This window comes from Clostridium sp. 'White wine YQ' (assembly GCF_028728205.1).
Lineage (GTDB): Bacteria > Bacillota > Clostridia > Clostridiales > Clostridiaceae > Clostridium_T.
In genome coordinates, this window is sequence record NZ_JAQYUU010000001.1 from 658,437 (window position 1) to 682,390 (window position 23,954).

Here is a 23,954-nt window from a genome sequence, read left to right on the forward strand (position 1 = left end):
AGGGGGCTGGAATATGCGTAAAGAATTTTCATTAAGTAATGACAAGGCAACTATTAATTTTACAGCTAAGTATTGTGATAACTATGAGACGCTGCTAGAAAGTGATGGATTTAGAAGAGTTTTAGAAGCATTTTTAAAACAAGCTAAAAAGAAAAATACTCATAGCTTTAGATTTTTAGAAAAAAGCTTTGGAAAAGATCAAATTCCTAACTTGGAAAGTGAAATATCTAATTTATTTAAAGTACTTACAGTATTAAGTGTTGAAGAAATATCTCATGTAAATCCTAATTATAGTGGGCTTCTTCTAAATAAGGATGAATTTATAGCATTTGTTGAGGATTTATATTTATTCTGGAGAAAGTTAGAAAGATATACAATAATATATACTAATAGGGTAAAAACAGGTCTTGCGGCAGTAAGCTTTACTGAAGTGGATTCACAATTTAGTAGATTGATACGTAGACTTTATAGAAGAATTGAAAAAAATGTATTAGGATATAGTCCTAATGTATTCAGACAACTACCAGTTGGAGGAAATGCTAGCTTAATGTTATCAAATGTAGTGTGGGCAGCTCCAGATGAATACAGAGTATTAGAAGACATTCCTTTTATTGATTCAATTTTATTACAAACACCTTTTATAACTTATCCAAAGAAAAATACAAGAGATGGAATGTTTAAAGAGGTAAAAGATAACCCACTAAAGAAAGCAATAATAGATAAAGATCATTGGTTTTGTTATCCTGCAAAAATAGGAGATCTATTGGCATTTTTATATTTCCATAGAGACTTTATGGAGCATGGGATTACACTTTGTAATCTTTTTGAATTAGCAAAAGAAAAAGAATTTAAGGGTAAAAAACCTGATATAATATACGTTTATGGAGCAAGAGAAAAGGGTGATGAGCTAAAGACCGTTTTCTATGATGATAAAGACAATGATATTATGTTTGGATATATAAATCATTCAGAAGAGATAGATTATTTTGGATATATGAAAAAGATGAGCTTGACCCTTCATAATTTAATTCAAATCAAGAGAGGGTATCTTCCTATACATGGTGCTATGGTTAATATAGTCCTTAAGAATGGAAAAGAAGCAAATGTCATTATTATGGGTGATTCTGGAGCAGGAAAATCTGAAAGTCTAGAAGCTTTTAGAGGTTTAAGTGAGGATTATATTTCAGATATGACAATTGTTTTTGATGATATGGGAACTATTAAAGAAAAAGATGGTAGCATTTATGGATATGGAACAGAAATTGGTGCATTCGTAAGACTAGATGATTTAGACCAAGGCTATGCATTTAAAGAAATGGATAGAAGTATTTTCATGAATCCAGATAAAATTAATGCAAGACTTGTAATGCCAGTTGCTTCCTATAAGGAAATAATGAAAGGATATAAAGTAGATCTTTTCTTATATGCTAATAATTATGATGAGGTTCCTGAAGGTGGAAAAGCAATAGAGTATTTTGAAACTTCAGAGGATGCAATTAAAGTATTTAAAGCAGGAGCTAGAGTTGCCAAGGGAACAACAACAGAGAAGGGATTAGTAAAATCGTATTTTGCAAATCCTTTTGGACCAGCCCAAAAGCAACAAGAATGTGATATATTATTAGATAAATACTTTGACGCTCTATTTGCATCTGGTGTTAAAGTTGGAGAGATTAAAACTTCTCTTGCAATTCAAGGAAGCGAGAAAAACGGGCCTAGAAAAGCAGCACTTGAGCTTTTTAATATAATAAATAATTTATAGAATAGAAAAGCGATGGATAACCCATCGCTTTTTATATTTCTTTTAAAGAATTTAGTTTTTCTTTTATTTCTTTTAAAATATTATCAAATTTACTTGGTTTTAAGTTAGGAAAAGCACGTAAAAGTCTCTTGTGATTAAAATCTAAGGCATCAAAAGAAGTGTCATATTTGTGCCTAAGCTCTTTTATGTTGTTCTCAATATTTTGAACTGCATCAAAGGCTGCATCTTTTGTTGTAACAATTATATATTCATATCGCTCTTTTAATTCTGAGGATATTAATTGTAACCTTGTAAGCATTTTACTAAATCTTACTAAAGATGAAAGTGTGAATGCTACATCCAAGGTAAAAACAAGTAAAAGTATATATGATATCATAATATTAAATTCTTTAGGAAAAGATGAAACAATATTTGATATTAAAGGATTAATAAATTTTATAATGACTAATGCTGCAATTCCCCACACAAGAGAGAATGATAGACATATTCTACCATGAAGATTAAAGGGTTCATTAGTATAGTCCCACCATTTTGATTTAAAAAACTTTTCTAATATAAAGCCGGTTATATATTCAATAAAAGAAATTATAACAGTGGAAAGCACATATAAAAGAAGTATATTACTTTTAAAATTATTAAAAAGCAATACAACTGAAACAATTCCAGTTCCGTATATTGGACATAAGGGACCATATAAGAAACCTCTATTTACAAAATATCTTTTGTTGTAGAATTGGTAGATAACCTCTGTTACCCAACCTAGAAGTGAATAAATAAAAAATAGAAGTACTATTTCGTATAGATTAACACCTAATATTGAATGGTAAATAGTAATCATCCCCTTTCAAATTAGTAATAATTTATATTATACATTATTTGTCTGTTTAGTTAAAATAAATAGTAATAACTTGGAAAATTATTAAGTGTAAAAATATATAAAAATAACTCTCTAAGAATAGAGAGTTATTTTTATATTAGTCTATTGAAGAATATCTGTCTTTTGCGAAAAAAGATATTGCATATAATCCACATATACCTACAAGAGAATAAATAACTCTTGAAACTATGGACATTTGACCAAAAAGGCTTGCAACTAGATCAAATGAGAAAAATCCAATTAATCCCCAGTTCAAAGCCCCAATGATTACTAGAATAAGTGCAATAGTATCTAGTGTTCTCATAAAAAACACACTCCTTTTTGTTTGTTTACAACCAATAGTATAACCATAAACAAATAAAGTATACTTAAAATGAGTGAGTAATATAAACAAAAAAACTTGGACAATATCCAAGTTTTTAAAACACTTATGTAAATAAAAATGTTTTAGCTACTACTATGATTAAAGTTGTATATTTCTGTCTACAGGTTGAGTAAGTGAGATAAATGTATCTGTTCTTTGAATTCCAGTTATAGTATTAATCTTATTCATAAGTAAATCTTGAAGATCAGTTATGTTCTTACAAATTACTTTAGAGAAAACAGAATAATCACCTGTAGTTAAATGTAATTCTACTACTTCTTTAATTTTTGCTAATTCTTCAAATACATAGTTAAAGGAAGAAGTTTTGTCAACATAAATTCCTACAAAACAGCAAACGTCATACCCAAGTTTAGGTAAGTTTAGAACTATTCTAGTGCCTTTTATTATTCCCATGTCTTCCATTTTTTTCATTCTTACGTGGATTGTTCCTCCAGAAACATGACAAATTCTAGCTATTTCAAGATAAGGAGTTCTACAATCTTTTATTAATATGTCTAATATTTGTAAATCTAAATCATCTAAATGTGATAATTGATTCATAGACATTTTATCACCTCTCTGTTCTATTATCATTTTTATTTTATCAAATAAGTTTAAAAATTTCTATAAAAAAATATAAAAATATAAAAAAATTTTTTGGTTATTTATTATTTTATTAAATTATACTTTGTTTCAATAAAAAAGTAAAACTAGACAAATTAATATTTGAAGAAAGTATTGAAAATGTTTAGATTTTACATTAATATAATATGTAGCATTAAATATTAGGAGGGGTAGTAAATGGGACTGTTTTTACTTATATTACAAACAGTTATTATATTTGCAGTAGTACTTGGAGCATTTTATGTATTAAGAAAATTTGTTTTCAATAAGCTTAAAATATCAAAATGGATTCCATTAGCAATTGCAATTTTATTACTTGCAGGTCAATTTTTATTTAAAATACAAAATGGACTTCAAGGAGTAGCGTTAACAGCATTAACTTTATTATTTTTCATGTGGTTCTTAGACTTAAATCAAGGTGGTGGACCAGTAACTTCGAAAAAGCAAAAACAAAAACAAATTGAGATAAGACCAAAAGCAAAACCAAACAGAGTTAAAAATTTAAATAAAGATAAAAAAGATAAGTAATTATCTTTTAAATATAAATAAAACTCGGCAATGCCGAGTTTTATTTATGTCAATTGTAGAATAGTAGATTAATATTCAAAAAATATTGGAGAAGTAATTGCTATTTTGTCTTCATCTTGATAAATCTCAAGTAAGTACCAAGTGTTGCCTGGGTTTACTGGTAAGTTTATAAAATACTTAACTGTATTTAGGTTTAAATCATTTAAAGTTTTAACTACAATTCCGTTGTTTGATATTATTTCTATTTTTTTTATTTTACGCTTAATATCTTGCAAGAAAATATAGAACTTTAATTCATTAAAATTAGGATGACTTATTACTTCACCCATAAAATATCCATTTATACTAAAGTAAGCTTTTAATGTTCTTGATTCAGTTGAATATGTTCTTCTGCACCTAATACTATCTACTAAGGATGAATGATTAAGCTCGTTGCAGATTACACAAGTAAGATTATCTGTATCACCAAAATTAAGTCTATGATTATCTTGCCCATTAATTGCACCTAATTTCCAGCCAGAGTCAAGCAACTTGAAATAGTGCTTATGATGACGAATGTATTTATGCGGAGGGGAACCATTTCCTACTTCTACAGAAGTTATAAAATAATTAAGATAAGCATTGTATGGCAGTCTTTCTATCGGACTATGAGGATGATTTATAAATATAAGACCTGCCTGGTTATTTAACATCCAAAGTAATAATACTCTTAAGTCCTTAACCACTCCAGTAAAGTAAGTTGAAATATTTATAAAATTCAAATCACCCCAAGGATTGCTTCTGCTTTCGAATCCTAATAAAGTAAGGGGACGGGTATGTTTTTTATTATATTTTTTTAAGCAAGATTTCAAATAGGTCCATTTGGAAACCTTTGAGGATTTATAATCTATATCTTCTTTTAGATAAGAATTGTGATCTGTTATAAACATAAAATCTAGTGAATTTTTATAACCATATTCCAGTGCTTCAATAGGAGAACCTCGTCCATTAGAAAGGAATGTGTGACAGTGAGGAATTCCATAATAGAAGTTTATATCTTTGTCATCTATTTTCTCAGATTTATATTTAAAAGTAGATTCTTTCCTAGTCATAGTAGGTCCTTCTTTCAAAATATTTCTATATATTATATAATAATATGATATAAATGAATTTTATGTCCTTAGGAGGTAAATATGATAAAAGAATTTTCACCGTATAAACCTAAAATTCATAAGGAAGTTTATTTAGCAGAAAACTCAACTATCATTGGCAACGTTGAGATTGAAGAAGGTGCATCTATTTGGTTCGGTGCAGTATTAAGAGGTGATGAGAATTCAATCAAAGTCGGAAAGAATTCTAACATCCAAGATAATGCAGTTGTGCATGTAGATGATTATAGTGTAAGTATTGGGAATAATGTTACTGTAGGGCATGGTGCTATTTTACATGGCTGCGTAATAGAGGATGAATGTTTGATTGGTATGGGAAGTATAATATTAAATAATGCTAGAATAGGTAAAAATACAATAGTAGGTGCAGGATCGCTAGTAACGCAGAATGCTGATATTCCAGAGGGTGTTTTATGCATTGGATCACCGGCAAAGGTTGTAAGAAAGCTTACTGAAGATGAAATTAATAGCATAAAATCATCAGCAAGAATGTATTTTGATCTTTCAAATAAATACAGGAGTGAGGAGAAATAGAATGATAAAATTAGGAGAATATAATGAACTAAGGGTCTCAAAGGAACGTGACTTTGGTATTTTTGTTACAGATGGGGAACAAGAAATTTTAATTCCAAAGGGAAGTCTTGCAGGTGAAAAACATAATATAGACGAAACTATAAAGGTATTTATATATAGGGATTCTGAAGATAGAATTATAGGAACATTAAAAAAACCATTAGGAACATGCTTCGAAATATCTTATCTAAAGGTAGTTGACATAACTAGCATTGGAGCATTTGCGGATATAGGTATAGGAAGAGATGTACTAATACCGCTTAAAGAACAACTATATAAATTACATACTGGACAAAAATATCTTTTATATTTATATATTGATAAGACAGGAAGAATAGCTGCAACTACTGATATTGAGGATTATTTAGAGGTTGCTACTAATTATAAGATAGATGATGAAGTTACAGCTGTGGTTTATGAGATAAATGAAAATAACACATTGAAATTAGCTGTAGATAATAAGTATAAGGCATTAATGCTAAAAAATGAATATTACGACTATATTCCAATGGGAGAAGAGCTGAAGCTTAGAATTAGAAGAATCTATGAAGATGGAACTTTAGGATTAACTACAAGAAAAAGAAAATTAGATGAAAGAGAAGTTTTAATAGAGAAGATATTAAAAGCTTTAACAGAAAATGGGGGATCTATTTCTTTTAATGACAAATCAAATCCAGAAGATATTAGAAGAGAGTTTAACACAAGCAAAAATTACTTCAAAATGACATTAGGAGCATTGATGAAGCAAGGAAAGATATATCAAGATGAAAGAGGTACTCACTTAAAATAGTAATTTAACTTGATAAATATAGAAGGCAGGTAATAATCTTATTAAAGTTTAAAATGCTTTAATATAGGATTTTTTTACCTGTCTTATTTTTGTTATATTTTAGGGACGGTTAACAAATAATATCAATTAAAGGAGTGAGAATATGAGGAAAATTTATATATTTTTATTATCTGTATTTTTAGCAGTAACATTTAGCCATAAATATGTACTTGCTTCAGATTTAGACGTTAAAGTGCATTTTATTGATACTGGACAAAGTGATTGTATTCTTATAGAAAGTGGAGAAAAGTCATATTTAATAGATAGTGGAGAAGAAAAAAACAGTGCTAAAATTTTAAGCTATTTAAATAAACGTGGAATTAATAAACTTGATTTTATAATCTTGACACATTATCACCAGGATCATTATGGTGGACTTTTTAATATAACAAGCAAAATAAAGACTAATATGGTGTATGTACCTAGATATTTTGTAATTGAAGAGGAGAAAAATAAAGCCTTATCATCTTTGTTAAAAAATAAAATTTCCTATAAAGTCATAGAAAAAGAATGGAAATATAAAGATGGATCTGTAGATTTAAAGGTTTTAGCACCTTCAAAAGGACATGATTCACTAGAAAACAATAATTCATTGGTTATAAAAGGAATATTAAATGGGAAAAGTTATTTATTTATGGCTGATTGTGAGTTTGATGAGGAAAAGGAACTGCTTAGTAGAGATATAGCAAATATCGATGTATTAAAGCTAGGTCATCATGGATTTGATACATCGTCATCAGAGGAATTATTAAGAATAATCAATCCTAAATATACAGTAATAACTTGCAACGGGAATGAAAGTCCAGAAATTCAAGTATTAGAAAGATTAAAAAGACTGGATACCGTTATATTAAGAACAGATAGGTGTGGAGATATCGAAATTATAAATAGCCAGGAAAAGAATTTGCAAATGTCATTATAGAAGAGTATTAAAGCATTAAACCCTGCGGTCTTAGAAAGTAAAAAGGTTGAGACAAATGTTTGTAAGTAGATTAAAAAATACACTCATAAAGCAATTGAAGTTTTACATTAATAATGTATAATAAATTTGAGGGGGAATTCATTTGGAGATTAAGGGTTTAGGAAAAAATACTAGAGTTACAAGCGAAAGAAAAATACAAAGTTCAAGAAAAGATTTTTCCCAAAGCTTCAGTCAAGCTAGAGATCGTAGAAGTGGTGAAGAACTGAAGAAAATGATTGAAGATATCAAGAAGAAAGGGAATCGTCTTGTACTTACAAAAACTTATGCAGATGTTGCAAGTTATAAAAGGATGATTAAAGAATACTTACAATCTGTTTTAGAATATATGTATGGTGTTAAGCAAGATATTAGTTTTTGGCAGACACAGTATTTTATTACTGTTGATATAATTGATTCGAGATTAGAAGAATTAACTCAAATGCTTTTAAGTGATGAGATGGAAAACATAAACATAGCGTCAACAGTTGATGAAATACAAGGGTTGATTGTTGATATATATAGATAAATATTTTACATATTAAAAGGGTGAATGGTGTATGCATTTATTAAGAGCAACACCATTCACCTTTAAGTTATTGTAATTTATTTACCCAATCGTTAGAAGATGCATCTGATGGCATTCTCCAGTCTCCTCTAGGTGATAAGGAGATTGTACCTACTTTTGGACCATCAGGTAAGGCACTTCTTTTGAATTGTTGAGAGAAAAATCTATTTATAAATTTACTAAGCCATTTCTTTATAGTTTCTTCATCATAATCGTCTTTAAAGGCTTCCTTAGCTAAGAATAAAATTCTCTCAGGAGTAGAGCCATGTCTTATGAAATGATATAAGAAAAAGTCATGTAGTTCATAAGGACCAACTATGTCTTCAGTTTTTTGAGCAATTTCACCTTTATCATCTTTAGGTAATAGCTCAGGGGAAACAGGTGTATCTAATATGTCTAAAAGAGTATCCTTAACTTCTTTAGTTGATTCATAATCAGCTACATATTTAACCAAATATCTTACTAAAGTTTTTGGTATTGATGTATTAACGGCATACATGCTCATATGATCACCATTATATGTGCACCAGCCTAAGGCTAATTCAGACAAATCTCCAGTTCCAATTAATATACCACCTTCTTTATTTGCGATATCCATAAGTATTTGAGTTCTTTCTCTTGCTTGAACATTTTCATAAGTTACATCATGTTTATTTTTATCATGACCTATATCTTCAAAATGTTTTAAGCAAGCATCTACGATGTTGATTTCTCTTAGGTCGCAATTAAGTTCTCTGCATAAAGTCAGAGCATTATTGTATGTTCTATCTGTGGTTCCAAATCCAGGCATTGTTATTGTAATAATATTTTTTGAATCTAAACCTAATAATTTAAAGGTTTTAACAATAACCAAAAGTGCTAGAGTAGAATCTAATCCTCCAGAAATTCCAATAACAGCTTTATTTGAATATGTATGTTCTAGCCTTTTAGCTAATGCAGATGCCTGAATATTAAATATTTCTTTACATCTAAATTCTCTCTCTATATCTGAGGAAGGGACAAATGGATGTTTTGCAATATAACGATTAAAATTAGAAATTTTAGTATTCTTATACTGGAAACTTATTAATTCAGGTTCAAAAGGTAGTGATTTATAGGAATCTCTAAAACTAATATTTTTAGTTCTTTCTGAATTTAATTTAAATAGATCGATAAAACTATAAACAATTTCGTTTTCCCTTTGGAAACGTTCATTTTCAATTAATGTTGAACCATATTCACTTATTAATAAATGCCCTGAGAAAAGTAAATCTGTTGAAGATTCATATACTCCAGACGAAGAGTATATATAACCGCTCATACAACGAGCACTTTGATTCTCAACTAAGGATTTTCTATAGGTGCTTTTAGATACTAATTCGTTTGAAGCTGATGGATTACAAATAATATTTGCACCGGCTAAAGAAAGATACGAAGAAGGTGGTATTGTTACCCATAGATCTTCACATATTTCAACCCCAACTTTAACATCACCACATCCAAAAATAATATTTGTTCCAAAAGGTATTTCTTTTTGAAAAGATAAATCCACTTTTTTACTAGTAACTGATAATCCCTCAGTAAACCAACGCTTTTCATAGAATTCTGTATAATTTGGGATATAAGATTTTGGAATAATTCCAAGAATTTTACCTTCAAATATAACAAAAGCACAGTTATATAATGTATAATTAACTAATAGTGGTGAACCAACTATTATCAATAAATCTTTGTTTTTTGAATTTTCGCAAATATTTTTTATTGATGAGTATGAATTTTCGATTAGATTCCATTGCGTGAATAAATCTCCACAGGTGTATGAGGTTGTGGCTAGCTCAGGAAAGACAATAATTTTAGCATTATTTGCTTCTGCTTCATTCATTTGTTTGATTATATTTTCTAAGTTATATTGCACATCTGCTACTTTGGTTTTAGGGCAAGCTGCTGCAACTTTTATAAAGTCCATTGAATCATCTCCATTTAATTTTTATATAAGTTAATTTTAAAATTTATAATTTTATCATCAGACAATTAATTAAAATTTAAATCATTTCATAAACTTATAATAATTAGAAAACTGAAGAAAATCAATGAAAAAAAGAGAAAAGATTTATATAACAAACAAAAGAGATATTAAATACCCTTTAAAAGGTTAGAAAATAATTTGTAAAATGATTTTTAATAAAGTATATTATATATATAGTTGTAAAGGAGAGGAGAAATATGGAAAGTACTTATGTGATTGTTTGGTTATTAGTCGCTATTGGATTTTTTGCCATTGATATTTTTACTTCAGCTTTTCTTTTTGTATGGTTTGGACTTGGTGCATTAATTGCTATGATAGGTGCAATACTTGGAATACCACTAGAAATTCAAATAATACTATTTTTGGTTGCAAGTTTAGTATCAACATCTTTAGGTTATCCTTGGGCAAGAAAGAGATTTAAGGTTAATGTTAAAAAAACTAAAACAAGAGACGAAGAGCAAATAGGAGCAATAGGTAAAGCCGAAAAAGATATAGTAAACGAAGGAGAAATAAAGCTTGATGGAGTTTTGTGGAAAGCTATAAATACTGGAAACAAGATAAATAAAGGGGACAGTTATAAGATTTTACAGTTTAAAGGAAATAAAATTATGATTGAAAAAGTGGAGGAGGATTTATAATGATTACACTAATTATTATTGGAGTATTGGCATTTATTTTGCTATTGATAGTTGTATCATCAATTAAAATAGTAAATACAGGTTACTTATTCGTTTTAGAGAGGTTTGGACAATTTCATAGAGTTTTAGAACCAGGTTGGCATTTTACAATACCTTTTGCTGATTTTGTTAGAAAGAAAGTTTCAACAAAGCAACAAATATTAGACATTCAGCCACAAGCTGTTATCACAAAGGATAATGTTAAAATATCAATAGACAATGTTATCTTCTACAGAGTTTTAAGCGCAAAAGATGCTGTTTATAATATAGAAGATTTTAAATCAGGTATAATTTATTCAACCATAACCAATATGAGAAATATTGTTGGAAATATGACATTAGATGAAGTATTATCTGGAAGAGATATTATTAACCAAGAACTACTTAAGGTTGTTGATGACATAACTGATGCATATGGTATAAAGATTCTATCAGTTGAAATTAAGAATATTATTCCACCAGCTGAAATTCAACAAGCTATGGAAAAGCAAATGAAGGCTGAAAGAGATAAGAGAGCTGTTATTTTGGAAGCAGAAGGAGCTAGACAATCTTCTATTGAAAGAGCAGAAGGTGAAAAGCAGTCTAAGATTTTACAAGCAGAAGCTGAAAAGCAAGCTAACATTAGAAGAGCTGAAGGTTTAAAAGAATCTCAATTATTAGAGGCTGAAGGTAAAGCTAGAGCAATTGAAGTTGTTGCAAAAGCTCAAGCAGAAGCAGTATCATTAGTTAACAGAGCTATAATTGAATCAGGTACTAATGAACAAGTTATAGCACTAAAACAAGTTGAAGCGCTTCAAGAAATGGCTAAAAACCCAGCTAATAAGCTTATTCTACCAAATGAAACTTTGTCATCATTAGGAAGTATAGCAGCTATAGCTGAAACATTGAAGAAATAAAATTGGGGACGGTTAACATTTTTTTATATAAAATTAAATGTTAACCGTCCCTTTTTATATTTGATTAACATCAAACTATTTTGTCAATACTTCGAATAAAGGAGTTGATAAAATGCCTAGATCTGCAAGAATAAAGTTATCAAATGGGTTATATCACGTCATGATAAGAAGTATTAGCGAAATAAAGCTATTTAGAAGAGATGAAGATAAGGTGGCATACCTAAAAATAGTAAGGGAACTTCAGAATACATTTAAATTCAAAATTTATAGCTATTGTCTTATGAGTACTCACGGCCATTTCATTTTAGATTCTTATGGTGCAGATATATCTAAAATAATGCATTCTATAAACTCAAAATATGCCAGATATTATAATAAAAAATATAAAAGGCATGGGCATCTATTCCAAGACAGATTTAAAAGTAAGTTAATTACAAACGATAGATATATACTCAATTTATCACTATACATACATAAGAATCCATTAGATATGAAGAAATATATGCATAGCCCAGAAAAATACAGGTTTTCTAGTTTGTCTGTGTTCCTAGGTATCAAAAGCGATGAGTTTAATATATTAGATGAAGGATACTTATTATCTATGTTAACTAATAATTTAGATGATGCTAAAAATAGATATCGAAAAATGTTTTATGTAAATGACAACTCCTTAGGTAAAATTGTGGATTTGAATAAAGATGTAAATTTATATGTAAGTGGAAGAGATCCAATTGTGAGAAAGTATGATTTTATCACCATATTAAACTTCATTGAAAGTAAATATAAGATTAGTAGGAAGCTTATAATAGCAAAATTTATCAGAGAATGTAAAAACTTCAAAGCTATTTTAATTGCAATGGTAAGATGTTTATGTAACCTGCAAATCAATCAAATATCGAAATTAATAGGTAACATTACTGATTCTAGAACATCGTATCTTGGAATTTTAGGAATAGAGCTATTAACAAATAATAAAGTTTATGAAGGATTAATAGAAGAATTTATAAAAATAAATGAACCAGTAATGGCATAATTTAAAAAGAAATACTTAATCTTAATGCATTTTAACAGGGAAAATTGTACAAGACCCTAAAATAAGATAACAGTTGTAAAAAAATAATATAATGAATAATTTGAGTGCAAATGGATATAATAATACTACTTAAGGGCTACGTAGGTCCAACCATTGGAATATATCCAATGGTATTTTTTTATGAAATTTACTCGATTAATAATGTATTCAAGTAATAAATATGTATAAGATTAATGAAATTTGATATAATCAATCTAATAAATTGTTTTTGAAGGAGCAGAATGATGAAAGGTCTTACATGTGAAATATCTTTAAATAATGTTGAACATAATTTAAATCTTGTAAAAAAATTAAATGGTGAAAAAAAAGTGATAGGTGTAATTAAGGCAAATGCTTATGGTCTTGGCCTTGAAGGAATTTCCGATTTCTTAAAGGACAAGGTAGACTATCTAGCAGTAGCAGAACTTGATGAAGCTAAAAGAATATCACAAGATGTGGAAGTATTGATATTAAGTCCCCTTGTAAAAGAAGAGGATTTCCTAATTGACCAAGATAATATTATTTTTACAATAGATAATGAAGAGTTAATTGATAAAATCCCAGAAAATAAGGATCTTAAAGTTCACATATACGTTGATACTGGCATGAATAGAATGGGAATTAAACCTGAAAATTTGGACAAGGTAATTGATAAATTAAATGTTAACCGTCCCCAAGTTTTAGTTCACGGTATTTATACTCATTTACATAATACTAAAAATGTTAAGTATACACTTAAGCAAATTAGTGTATTTAAGAAAGCTTGCGAAAAGTATATTGGAAAAATTCCTGTGATTCATGCTCTTAATTCTTCCGGAAGCATAAATGATGAGATAAGAAATGCTTGTGATTTTACTAATGCGGTTAGAGTTGGAAATATACTTTATGGTTATGATGGTTTAGATAAGGGCTTTAAGAAGACGTATAATTATTATGCAGAAATAATTAACATTTGTGAAGTTAAAGCTGGAGAGCATGTTGGATATAGTTGCGTATATAAAGCTAAAAGAAATATGAAGGTTGGAGTTTTAGGTATTGGAAATATAGAACATATAGGTTTTAGCAGAGATGTTAAACATAATATTTTTTATGATTTGTTAAAAGTAATTTATAATCATATAAAATATAGACCAATTATATTTTCTAAGAATGGTGGAATTAGAATAGTTAGTAAACCTAATATGAATATTACTTTAGTGGACGCAACTAATCTGGATAAAAATGAAAAGCTTAGAATAGAAATATCCCCTATATTGGCTGAAAGTAGCATACCTAAGATTTACAAATACGAACAATAAAATCTAAAATTGCGTTTATAATTCGACATATAACGAAAGAAATGTTAAAAAAACTTAATATAGTTGACAATTACAAAAACAGATGGTAATCTAAGGATGTAAAGGGCGAATGATTTTTGAAAGTTTACAGAAATCATTCGAGCAATGATGTATCCCTTTGACTTAGAAATAGTCACTTGGGATTTTCCCAAGTGTTTTTTTTTACATTTATAAAGAAGTTATAAATTTAATTTGGAGGTTAGCCACAATGTCTAATGTAAAAACTGTTTTTGTTGAGAAGAAGAAGGGGTTTGACGTAGAGGCAAAAGGTTTATTTGAAGATTTCAAAACTAACTTATCAATAAAAACTATAGAAAAAGTTAGGGTATTGAACAAATATACCATAGGTAATCTTTCAGATGAATATGAGGCTAAAGCTATTAGCTCAATTTTTTCTGAACCAATGGTAGATGAAGTATTAGTAGGAGAATTAAACTTAGGTAAAGAAGAATGGGCGTTTTGTGTGGAGTATCTTCCAGGACAATATGATCAAAGAGCAGCTTCAGCAGAAGAATGTTATGAAATACTAACGGCAGGTGAAAAAATAAAAGTTAAATCTGCTAAGGTAGTAATAATATATGGAAACTTAACTAAAGAGGAAAAAGATAAAATAAAAGGTTACTACATTAATCCAGTAGATTCAAGAGAAGTAGAAATAAATTCTAAAGAAATCTTTTCAGAATACTTAGTTCCAGAGGATGTTAAGGTATTAGATAACTTTATAAGCCTTACAGAAAATGAGATTAAAGCACTTCACGAGGAACTTTCCCTAGCCATGAGCCTAGCGGATCTTAAATTAGTTCAATCATATTTTATACAAGAAAAAAGAAATCCAACTATAACTGAAATAAAAGTGATTGACACTTATTGGTCTGATCATTGTAGACATACAACATTCTTAACCAATATCACAAAGGTTGAAATAGAAGATGGAACATATAATCAAGCATTGATTAATAGTTTTGAAGAATATAAAAAATCTAGAAATTTTGTTTATGGAGAAAATCCTAGAGATATTAACTTAATGGATATCGCAGTTCTTGCAGCTAAAGAGTTAAGAAAGAAAGGATTATTAACTGATTTAGATGAATCAGAGGAAATCAACGCATGCTCAATAAAAGCAAAAGTTGAAACAGATAAAGGCGTTGTTGATTATTTAATAATGTTTAAAAATGAAACTCACAACCACCCAACTGAAATAGAACCATTTGGTGGTGCAGCTACTTGTTTAGGTGGAGCTATAAGAGATCCATTATCAGGAAGAAGTTACGTATATCAAGCAATGAGAGTAACTGGTGCTGGAGATCCAACTGAACATATTGAGGATACGTTAAAGGGTAAGCTTCCTCAAAGAACTATTACATTAGGGGCAGCTCATGGGTATAGCTCATATGGAAATCAAATAGGACTAGCTACAGGTCAGGTAGCAGAACTTTATCATAATAATTATAAAGCAAAGAGATTAGAGATTGGTGCAGTTATTGGGGCAGCGCCGATGGAGAATGTAAGAAGAGAAAGACCTGTTAAAGGCGATATAATAATACTTCTAGGTGGAAGAACAGGTAGAGATGGACTAGGCGGAGCAACTGGGTCATCTAAAGAGCACACAGAAGAATCAATAAATATATGTGGAGCTGAGGTTCAAAAGGGTAATGCTCCTACAGAAAGAAAAATTCAAAGGCTATTTAGAAATAAAGAAGTATCTACATTAATAAAAAGATGTAATGATTTTGGAGCTGGTGGAGTATCAGTTGCAATTGGAGAATTAAGTGAAGGGTTAGATATAAATTTAGATAAAGTTCCAAAGAAATACGATGGGCTTGATGGAACAGAACTTGCAATATCAGAATCACAAGAGAGAATGGCCGTGGTTGTTGATAAAAACGATGTTGAAAAGTTTATTAATTTCTCAAACGAAGAAAACTTAGAGGCAACAGTTGTTGCAGAAGTTACAGATGAAAAAAGACTAAGAATGTACTGGAGAGATAAATTAATTGTTGATCTTAAAAGGGAATTCTTAGATACAAATGGCACAAAATCATACACAGAAGTTAAGGTAGATTTACCAAAGGAACCACTTAATGTGTTTAATAAAGAGATAAAAGGTAGCATTAAGGAGAATTGGCTTAAGACTTTAGGCAGTCTAAATGTAGCATCTCAAAAGGGTTTAGTTGATAGATTTGATTCTACTATTGGATCATTAACAGTTTTAATGCCATTTGGAGGAGTGAACCAAATTACTCCAGCAGAAGGTATGGCAGCAAAAATTCCAGTTCAAGGTGGAGAATCAAAGGATGCGACTTTAATGGCTTATGGTTTTAACCCTGAACTAGGACTATGGAGCCCATTCCACATGGGATATTATGCAGTTATAGAATCCCTTACTAAACTAGTTTCAATGGGAGGGGATTATAGAAAATCCCACTTAACATTCCAAGAATATTTTGAAAGACTAGGAGTGGCAAAAGAAAGATGGGGTAAACCTTTTGCAGCTTTACTTGGAGCATTTAAAGTACAAAAAGACTTATCACTAGCTGCAATTGGTGGAAAAGATTCTATGTCAGGTAGTTTTGGTGACTTAGATGTACCACCAACCTTAACATCTTTTGCAGTTGCAATAGAAAAAGCTGAAAATGTAATTTCACCAGAGTTTAAAGAGGTTAACTCAAAACTTGTACTTATAAAAACAGACAGAATTCAAGATGAAACCTTAAACTTAGAGCAATATATTTCAAATATGAACAAGTTAGTAGATCTAATTAAATCGAAGAAGGTTATTTCAGCATTTACATTAAAATTTGGTGGTGTTTCAGAAGCTGTTTCGAAGATGGCTTTTGGAAATAAGATTGGAGCTAAATTATCAAATTTGAACAATCAGGAATTATTCGGCTTAAATCCAGGTTCAGTATTAGTAGAAATTAAGGCGGAAGATTTTAATGAAGATTTACTAAAAGGATGTAACTATAAGATTCTCGGAGAAACAATAAGAGAAAATCAAATAGTTATAGAAAATGAAGTATTAAAATTAGATGACCTATTAGCAGTATGGAGAAATAAATTAGAAGGTGTATTTAAGAGTGAGACTTCTAAAGTTTCTGAAGAAGAAGTTAAGCTTCCAGAAATTAAGAAATCAATTAGTTCACCTGTAATAAAGACAGCAAAACCTAAGGTTATAATTCCAGTATTCCCGGGGAATAACTGTGAAGATGATTGTGAAAGAGCCTTTAATAAAGCTGGAGGAGAGGCAACGCAATTCCTATTTAAGAACCTAACAAAGGAAATGCTTGTTGAATCTATAGAAACTTTAGAAAAAGAAATTAGAAAATCTCAGATAATTATGATACCTGGCGGTTTCTCAGCAGCTGACGAACCTGATGGATCAGGAAAATTTATAGCAACTGTATTTAGAAATGAAAGAATAAAAGATGCAGTAATGGATCTATTAAATAATAGAGATGGATTAATTATTGGTATATGCAATGGCTTTCAAGCACTAGTTAAACTCGGCTTAGTTCCTTATGGAGAAATTAGAGAAATGAATTCTGAAATGCCAACATTAACCTACAATAATATAGGAAGACATATGAATTCACTTGTTAGAACAAAGATTTCCTCTAAACTCTCACCATGGTTCTCAGAAGTAAATCTTGGGGAAATTCATACAGTTCCAATATCTCATGGGGAAGGAAGATTTGTAGCTTCAGAGGAAGTGCTTCAAGAGATGATTAAAAATGGACAAATTGCAACTCAATATGTTGATTTAGATGGACGTGTATCATTGAACATGCCATACAATCCAAATGGTTCTGTTCTTGGAATAGAAGGAATTACTTCTCCTGATGGAAGAGTTTTAGGGAAAATGGCTCATTCAGAGAGAATCTCAACTAATGTATATAGAAATGTACCTGGAGATTTTGACCAAAAAATATTCCAGGGTGGAATAAATTACTTTAAATAATAAAATGCAATTAAATTAGGGGGTTAACAATGAAGGTAGCAATCTTTTTTGGAAGTAAATCAGACATGGATGTAATGAAAGGTGCAGCAAATGCTTTAAAGGAATTTAATATTGAGTATAAAGCATACGTACTTTCAGCTCATAGAGTACCAGAAAAATTAACAGAGGTATTAAATGAGGTTCAAGAAAAGGGATGTGAAGTAATAATTGCTGGGGCAGGACTTGCAGCACATCTTCCAGGAGTAATAGCATCACAAACTACATTACCAGTAATAGGAGTTCCTATAAAAGGAGCTGTAGAAGGACTAGATGCACTATTTTCAATAGTACAAATGCCTAAGTCTATTCCAGTTGCAACAGTTGGAATAAATAATAGCTACAATGCTGGAATGCTTGCAGTGCAAATACTTTCTATTAAGTATCCAGAAGTAAAAGAAGCATTAAATAGTTTTAGAACTGAAATGAAAAGAAAATTTATAGAAGAAAATGGAGAAGGAGTGGAACTATAATGGAAAAATTAGAAATGATGTATGAAGGAAAAGCAAAAAAGATTTACGCTACTGATAAGGCTGATGAGGTAATAGTTTATTACAAGGATGATGCAACTGCATTTAATGGAGAAAAGAAAGGAAGCATAGAAGATAAGGGAGCATTAAACAATGCAATTACTTCTATTATATTTGAATTATTAAATGAAAAGGGAGTAAAGACTCACTTTATTAAACAATTAAATGAAAGAGAACAATTATGCAAGAAGGTTGAAATAGTACCACTTGAAGTAATTGTTAGAAATGTTGCAGCTGGAAGTATGGCAAAAAGATTAGGTTTAGAAGAAGGTTTTGAACTTAAAACTACAGTTTATGAATTAAGCTATAAGGATGATTCCCTTGGAGACCCGTTAATAAATGATTTCCACGCAGTAGGAATTGGGGCTACAACTTTTGAAGAATTAGATAAAATTTATGAAATTACTAGAAAAGTAAATGAATTATTAAAAGAATTCTTCTTAAAATTAAACATTAAGCTAATCGACTTTAAATTAGAATTTGGAAGATATAATGGAGAAATTCTTTTAGCTGATGAAGTATCACCTGATACATGCAGATTCTGGGATGCTTCAACAAACGAAAAGTTAGATAAAGATAGATTTAGAAGAGATTTAGGAAATGTTAAAGATGCTTATGTTGAAATATTAAACAGAATAAAGAATGAGAAATAAAAGTGAGGTTTGATTAATGTTAATAGATCCAAATGTTGATAAGTTCAAAGAAGAATGCGGTGTATTTGGAGTATATACAAAAGGCGGAGTAGACGTAGCTAGGCTAACATATTACGGATTATATGCTCTTCAACATAGGGGACAAGAAAGTGCTGGAATCGCTGTAGGAGATGGAGAAAAAATATCGTTGCACAAGGACTTAGGTCTATTAACTGAAGCTTTCAGTGAAGAAGACTTAAACAAACTTAAAGGAAACGTGGCAATTGGACATGTTAGATATTCAACAACAGGAGCAACAAAGGTTGAAAATGCTCAACCCTTACTTTCTAATTATAAGCTTGGTTCAATTGCAGTAGCTCATAATGGAAATTTAGTAAATGTTGATGTGCTAAGAGGACTATTAGAAGATGTAGGATATGTATTTGATACTACAATTGATACAGAGGTTGTAATAAGTCTTATCGCAAGAGGAGCAAGTAAAGGCATAGAAAGTGCTGTTTATAATGCTATAGGTGCAATAAAAGGTTCCTTTGCCATGGTTATATCTACTAAGGATAAGCTTATTGGGGTAAGAGATCCATATGGAATAAGACCCTTAGCATTAGGAAAAATTGATGAAGGATACGTGTTAACATCTGAAAGCTGCGCATTTGATTCAACAGGAGCTGAATTTATAAGAGATATCGAACCGGGTGAAATAGTTATTATAGATGAAAATGGAGTAAAAAGCATAAGATACTCAGAAAAAACTGGGGGACATACATGTGCTTTTGAGTATATTTATTTTGCAAGACCAGATTCAGTAATAGATGGAATTAATGTTCATCAGTCAAGGGTAAGAGCAGGAGAACAACTATATAAAGAATCACCAATTGAGGCTGATGTAGTAATTGGGGTGCCTGATTCAGGAATACCTGCTGCGGTTGGATATTCTAAAGCCTCAGGAATACCTTTTGATATGGGATTTGTTAAAAATAGATATGTAGGCAGAACATTTATAACTCCAAACCAAGAACTTAGAGAGAGAGCAGTTTCTGTAAAACTAAATCCTCTAAAGTGCAATGTTGAGGGGAAAAGGGTTATTTTAATAGATGACTCTATAGTAAGAGGAACCACCTCAAGACATCTAATTGAAGCATTAAGAAAAGCAGGAGCAACAGAAGTACACTTTAGAGTTGCATCACCTGCAGTTAAATTTCCTTGCTATTTTGGAATAGACACTCCTTATAGAAAAGAATTAATTGGGGCAAATAAAACGGTAGAAGAAATAAGCGATATAGTAGGATGCGATACATTGGCATATTTAAGCATAGACGGATTAATAAGTTCTTTGGGTAAAAATAGTATTAATGGTTTTTGTATAGGATGTCTTAATGGAAAATATCCAGTAAGCACACCTATTGAAACTTCAAAAGACTATTTAGAAAGGTAGGAGGAATAATGCTAACTTATAAAGAAGCTGGTGTAAATATAGAAGAAGGATATAGAAGCGTAGACTTAATAAAGAAATATGCAAAAGAAACTTTAAGTAGCTATGTTTTAAATGGTCTTGGAAGTTTTGCTGGAATGGTTGAATTGCCAGAAGGATATAAAAAACCAGTGTTAGTTTCAGGTACTGATGGAGTTGGAACTAAACTAGAAATAGCTTTTAAAACTAAAAAATACGATACAGTTGGAATTGATTGTGTTGCTATGTGTGTAAATGATATTTTATGTCATGGAGCAAAACCATTATTTTTCCTAGATTATATTGCTTGTGGAAAGTTAGAAGCAGAAGTATCAAGCGATTTAGTTAAAGGGGTGTGCGATGGTTGTTTGCAGTCAGAAGCTTCATTAATAGGTGGAGAGACAGCAGAGATGCCAGGTTTCTATAAAGAGGGCGAATATGATATAGCTGGATTTGCTGTAGGGATTGTAGATAAAGATAAGATAATAAATGGAAGTAATATTAATGAAGGAGATGTTCTAATTGGAATTCCTTCATCAGGTTTACATTCAAATGGATTTTCATTAGTTAGAAAGCTTTTTCCTGACATAAACGAGAAGTTTAATGGGGAGGAAATATGGAAAACCTTACTTACACCAACAAAGATATATGTTAAACCAATATTAGCACTTTTAGATAAATATGAAATAAAAGGAATGGCACATATAACTGGCGGTGGATTTATAGAAAATGTTCCAAGAATGTTTACTAAAGAAAATCAAACAGCAGTAATTAAAAAAGATTCATATCCTATGCCTGAAATATTTAATTTAATTATTGAAAAAGGCGTAAATAAGGATCATATGTATAACACTTTCAACATGGGAATTGGGTATGTGCTTTGCGTTAATAAAGATGATGCACGAAAGGTAATTGATGAACTTAAAAAACTTGGAGAAGAAGCTTATGAGATTGGGTATGTAAGAGCTGGAGGTGAAGGAGTTTGCTTAGAATAGCAGTTTTAGTTTCAGGGAGTGGAAGTAACCTTCAAGCAATTATAGATGAAGTTGAAAAAGGTAATCTAAACTGTGAAATTAAATATGTTATTTCAGACTCTGAAAAGGCTTATGGTTTAGAAAGAGCTAAAAATCACGCCATTGAGGCAATAGCTTTAGATAGAAAAGTATATAAAGGTAAAATCTCAGATGAAATATTAAATCTAATTGATGGAAAAGTTGATTTAATTGTATTAGCGGGTTATCTTTCAATATTAAATGGAGAAATTTTAAGGGTATTTAGAAATAAAATTATAAACATTCATCCTTCATTAATACCATCATTTAGCGGAGCTGGAATGTATGGAATTAAAGTTCATGAAGCTGCAGTAAAAAAAGGTGTAAAGTATTCAGGGTGTACAGTACATTTTGTTAATGAAGAAGTTGATGGTGGAGAGATTTTATTACAAGAAGTGGTTCCTGTTTTTGTAGAAGACACAGCAGAAACTCTTCAAAAGAGAATTCTTGTAGAGGAACATAAACTTTTACCAAAGGCTATTAAACTTATTTCTGATAATAAGGTGAAAATAGAAAATGGTAAATGCTATATCTCTAAATAGTTTAGGAGGATAATAAATGATTAAAAGAGCATTAATAAGTGTTTTTAATAAGTATGGAATATTAGACTTTGCTAAGTTTTTACAAGAGAAAAATGTTGAAATTATATCAACAGGAGGAACTTATAAATATCTTAAGGAAAATGGAATAAATGTTATTGAAATAAATGAAGTTACAGAATTTCCAGAGATGTTAGACGGAAGAGTTAAAACCTTACATCCTAAAATTCATGGTGGAATTCTTGCTATTAGAGATAACAAGGAACACATGGAAACTATAAGAGAACATGAAATAAATCCAATAGACTTAGTTGTAGTTAATCTTTATCCTTTCTTTGAAAAGGTAAAAGAGGACTTAGAATTTGAAGAAAAAGTTGAATTTATTGATATTGGTGGTCCAACTATGCTTAGAGCAGCAGCTAAGAACTTTAATGATGTTGTTGTAATAAGTGATGTAAAAGATTATGAGAAGGTTAAAAATGAAATAACTGAAAACATAGAAGTAAGTTACAAAACTAGAAAATTACTTGCAGGAAAAGTATTTAACTTAATGAGTGCTTATGATGCAGCTATTTCAAACTTCTTATTAGATGAAGAATATCCAGAATATCTTTCAGTTTCGTATAAGAAGCTTCAAGATTTAAGATATGGAGAAAATCCACATCAAAGCGCAGCTTATTATGGCTCTACTATGGTTGATGGTTCAATGAATGGCTTTGAAATATTAAATGGAAAAGAATTATCCTACAATAATATAAAAGATTTAGATATAGCATGGAAAGTTGCATGTGAATTTGAAGAAACAGCTTGCTGTGCACTTAAGCATAATACTCCATGTGGTGTAGCTATAGGCTCAGATGTGTACGATGCATATATAAAGGCATATGATTGTGATCCAATATCAATTTTTGGTGGAATAGTGGCTGTAAATAAAAAGGTAGATAAGAAAACTGCAGAAGAAATGGCTAAAATATTCTTAGAAATAGTAGCAGCACCAGATTTTGATGAAGATGCATTAGAAGTTTTAAAAACAAAGAAGAACTTAAGAGTACTTAAAATAAAAAATTCTCCTCAAGATAAAAAGTATATGGTAACAGTAGATGGTGGTATGCTAATTCAAGAAGAAGATAAGAAATTACTTGATGAATTAAAAGTAGTTACTGAAAAAGCACCATCAAAAGAAGAATTAGATCAACTAACATTTGGGATGAAGGTTGTAAAGTATGTTAAGTCAAATGCAATTGTAGTTGTAAATAATTTTAGAGCTACAGGAATAGGCGGAGGTCAAGTTAATAGAATTTGGGCAACTACTGAAGCATTAGAAAGAGGAGAAGGTGCTACAATATTAGCATCAGATGCATTCTTCCCATTTGGGGACGTAGTGGAAGAAGCAGCGAAACACGGGATAAAAGCAATAATACAACCAGGTGGATCAATAAGAGACAACGAATCCATAGAAAAATGTAACGAAAATGGCATAAGCATGGTGTTTACAGGCGTAAGACACTTTAAACATTAGGGGGA

22 protein-coding genes are annotated in these 23,954 nt (G+C 30.2%); 17 read left to right on the top strand and 5 right to left on the bottom strand.

Translation table 11 applies throughout. The features are described from left to right. The first annotated feature begins 13 nt into the window (after nucleotides 1-13). Nucleotides 14-1,759: a phosphoenolpyruvate carboxykinase gene (locus PTZ02_RS03160; protein WP_274226365.1), complete on the top strand. Its 1,746-nt coding sequence runs from the start codon at nucleotides 14-16 to the stop codon at nucleotides 1,757-1,759. A 31-nt stretch (nucleotides 1,760-1,790) separates the two neighbouring features. Here PTZ02_RS03160 and PTZ02_RS03165 read toward each other — a convergent pair whose 3' ends face one another. From PTZ02_RS03165 to PTZ02_RS03175, 3 genes are all read right to left on the bottom strand, one after another. Continuing rightward, on the bottom strand, nucleotides 1,791-2,597 hold the full coding sequence (locus tag PTZ02_RS03165; protein WP_274226366.1) for a putative ABC transporter permease: 807 nt from the start codon (nucleotides 2,595-2,597) through the stop codon (nucleotides 1,791-1,793). 136 nt (nucleotides 2,598-2,733) lie between these two features. Then, nucleotides 2,734-2,940, bottom strand: coding sequence for a DUF378 domain-containing protein (locus PTZ02_RS03170; RefSeq protein WP_202767447.1), 207 nt, complete (start codon nucleotides 2,938-2,940; stop codon nucleotides 2,734-2,736). A 159-nt stretch (nucleotides 2,941-3,099) separates the two neighbouring features. Further along, entirely contained in the window at nucleotides 3,100-3,567 is a 468-nt protein-coding gene (locus PTZ02_RS03175) for an Lrp/AsnC ligand binding domain-containing protein (protein ID WP_202767446.1), read from the bottom strand. A 234-nt stretch (nucleotides 3,568-3,801) separates the two neighbouring features. Between PTZ02_RS03175 and PTZ02_RS03180 the strand changes: the two genes are divergently transcribed. Beyond that, entirely contained in the window at nucleotides 3,802-4,152 is a 351-nt protein-coding gene (locus PTZ02_RS03180) for a hypothetical protein (protein ID WP_274226367.1), read from the top strand. 68 nt (nucleotides 4,153-4,220) lie between these two features. On the opposite strand, the gene PTZ02_RS03185 is transcribed toward PTZ02_RS03180, so the two are convergent. Continuing rightward, nucleotides 4,221-5,243: a CehA/McbA family metallohydrolase gene (locus PTZ02_RS03185; protein ID WP_274226368.1), complete on the bottom strand. Its 1,023-nt coding sequence runs from the start codon at nucleotides 5,241-5,243 to the stop codon at nucleotides 4,221-4,223. A gap of 81 nt (nucleotides 5,244-5,324) precedes the next feature. Here PTZ02_RS03185 and PTZ02_RS03190 point away from each other — a divergent pair, with 81 nt between their 5' ends. The 4 genes from PTZ02_RS03190 to PTZ02_RS03205 all read left to right on the top strand — a co-directional run bounded on the left by PTZ02_RS03190 (nucleotide 5,325) and on the right by PTZ02_RS03205 (nucleotide 8,189). Continuing rightward, nucleotides 5,325-5,834: a gamma carbonic anhydrase family protein gene (locus PTZ02_RS03190; RefSeq protein WP_274226369.1), complete on the top strand. Its 510-nt coding sequence runs from the start codon at nucleotides 5,325-5,327 to the stop codon at nucleotides 5,832-5,834. 1 nt (nucleotide 5,835) lies between these two features. After that, complete coding sequence (locus PTZ02_RS03195; protein WP_274226370.1) at nucleotides 5,836-6,663, top strand: CvfB family protein; 828 nt, start codon at nucleotides 5,836-5,838, stop codon at nucleotides 6,661-6,663. 142 nt (nucleotides 6,664-6,805) lie between these two features. Further along, nucleotides 6,806-7,624 (top strand): ComEC/Rec2 family competence protein, encoded by an 819-nt coding sequence (locus PTZ02_RS03200; RefSeq protein ID WP_274226371.1) that lies wholly within the window; start codon nucleotides 6,806-6,808, stop codon nucleotides 7,622-7,624. Nucleotides 7,625-7,766: 142 nt separating this feature from the next. Then, nucleotides 7,767-8,189, top strand: a complete 423-nt coding sequence (locus tag PTZ02_RS03205) for a YaaR family protein (protein WP_274226372.1) — start codon at nucleotides 7,767-7,769, stop codon at nucleotides 8,187-8,189. A gap of 67 nt (nucleotides 8,190-8,256) precedes the next feature. Here PTZ02_RS03205 and PTZ02_RS03210 read toward each other — a convergent pair whose 3' ends face one another. Then, nucleotides 8,257-10,173 carry an NAD(+) synthase gene (locus PTZ02_RS03210; RefSeq protein WP_274226373.1) on the bottom strand — a complete coding sequence of 639 codons (1,917 nt, stop codon included), beginning with the start codon at nucleotides 10,171-10,173 and terminating at the stop codon, nucleotides 8,257-8,259. A 257-nt stretch (nucleotides 10,174-10,430) separates the two neighbouring features. Here PTZ02_RS03210 and PTZ02_RS03215 point away from each other — a divergent pair, with 257 nt between their 5' ends. The 11 genes from PTZ02_RS03215 (at nucleotide 10,431) to purH (ending at nucleotide 23,949) form a co-directional block, all read left to right on the top strand. After that, on the top strand, nucleotides 10,431-10,871 hold the full coding sequence (locus tag PTZ02_RS03215) for an NfeD family protein (protein WP_274226374.1): 441 nt from the start codon (nucleotides 10,431-10,433) through the stop codon (nucleotides 10,869-10,871). Continuing rightward, nucleotides 10,871-11,806 carry an SPFH domain-containing protein gene (locus tag PTZ02_RS03220; RefSeq protein ID WP_274226375.1) on the top strand — a complete coding sequence of 312 codons (936 nt, stop codon included), beginning with the start codon at nucleotides 10,871-10,873 and terminating at the stop codon, nucleotides 11,804-11,806. The genes PTZ02_RS03215 and PTZ02_RS03220 overlap by 1 nt, the downstream gene beginning before the upstream one ends. A gap of 112 nt (nucleotides 11,807-11,918) precedes the next feature. Further along, nucleotides 11,919-12,839, top strand: coding sequence for a transposase (locus tag PTZ02_RS03225; RefSeq protein WP_274226376.1), 921 nt, complete (start codon nucleotides 11,919-11,921; stop codon nucleotides 12,837-12,839). A 284-nt stretch (nucleotides 12,840-13,123) separates the two neighbouring features. Next, nucleotides 13,124-14,176 (top strand): alanine racemase, encoded by a 1,053-nt coding sequence (gene alr, locus PTZ02_RS03230; protein WP_274226377.1) that lies wholly within the window; start codon nucleotides 13,124-13,126, stop codon nucleotides 14,174-14,176. Between the two features lie 247 nt (nucleotides 14,177-14,423). Beyond that, complete coding sequence (locus PTZ02_RS03235; protein ID WP_274226378.1) at nucleotides 14,424-18,173, top strand: phosphoribosylformylglycinamidine synthase; 3,750 nt, start codon at nucleotides 14,424-14,426, stop codon at nucleotides 18,171-18,173. 29 nt (nucleotides 18,174-18,202) lie between these two features. Further along, entirely contained in the window at nucleotides 18,203-18,682 is a 480-nt protein-coding gene (purE, locus tag PTZ02_RS03240) for a 5-(carboxyamino)imidazole ribonucleotide mutase (protein WP_274226379.1), read from the top strand. Continuing rightward, nucleotides 18,682-19,392: a phosphoribosylaminoimidazolesuccinocarboxamide synthase gene (gene purC / locus PTZ02_RS03245; protein WP_274226380.1), complete on the top strand. Its 711-nt coding sequence runs from the start codon at nucleotides 18,682-18,684 to the stop codon at nucleotides 19,390-19,392. The genes purE and purC overlap by 1 nt, the downstream gene beginning before the upstream one ends. A gap of 16 nt (nucleotides 19,393-19,408) precedes the next feature. Further along, nucleotides 19,409-20,824, top strand: coding sequence for an amidophosphoribosyltransferase (gene purF, locus PTZ02_RS03250; protein WP_274226381.1), 1,416 nt, complete (start codon nucleotides 19,409-19,411; stop codon nucleotides 20,822-20,824). A gap of 8 nt (nucleotides 20,825-20,832) precedes the next feature. Continuing rightward, a complete protein-coding gene (gene purM, locus PTZ02_RS03255; protein ID WP_274226382.1) occupies nucleotides 20,833-21,834 on the top strand; it encodes a phosphoribosylformylglycinamidine cyclo-ligase in 1,002 nt (333 codons plus the stop codon). Continuing rightward, nucleotides 21,822-22,433, top strand: a complete 612-nt coding sequence (gene purN, locus PTZ02_RS03260) for a phosphoribosylglycinamide formyltransferase (RefSeq protein ID WP_274226383.1) — start codon at nucleotides 21,822-21,824, stop codon at nucleotides 22,431-22,433. The genes purM and purN overlap by 13 nt, the downstream gene beginning before the upstream one ends. 16 nt (nucleotides 22,434-22,449) lie before the next feature. Further along, nucleotides 22,450-23,949 (top strand): bifunctional phosphoribosylaminoimidazolecarboxamide formyltransferase/IMP cyclohydrolase, encoded by a 1,500-nt coding sequence (gene purH / locus PTZ02_RS03265; protein WP_274226384.1) that lies wholly within the window; start codon nucleotides 22,450-22,452, stop codon nucleotides 23,947-23,949. Nucleotides 23,950-23,954 lie beyond the last annotated feature (5 nt).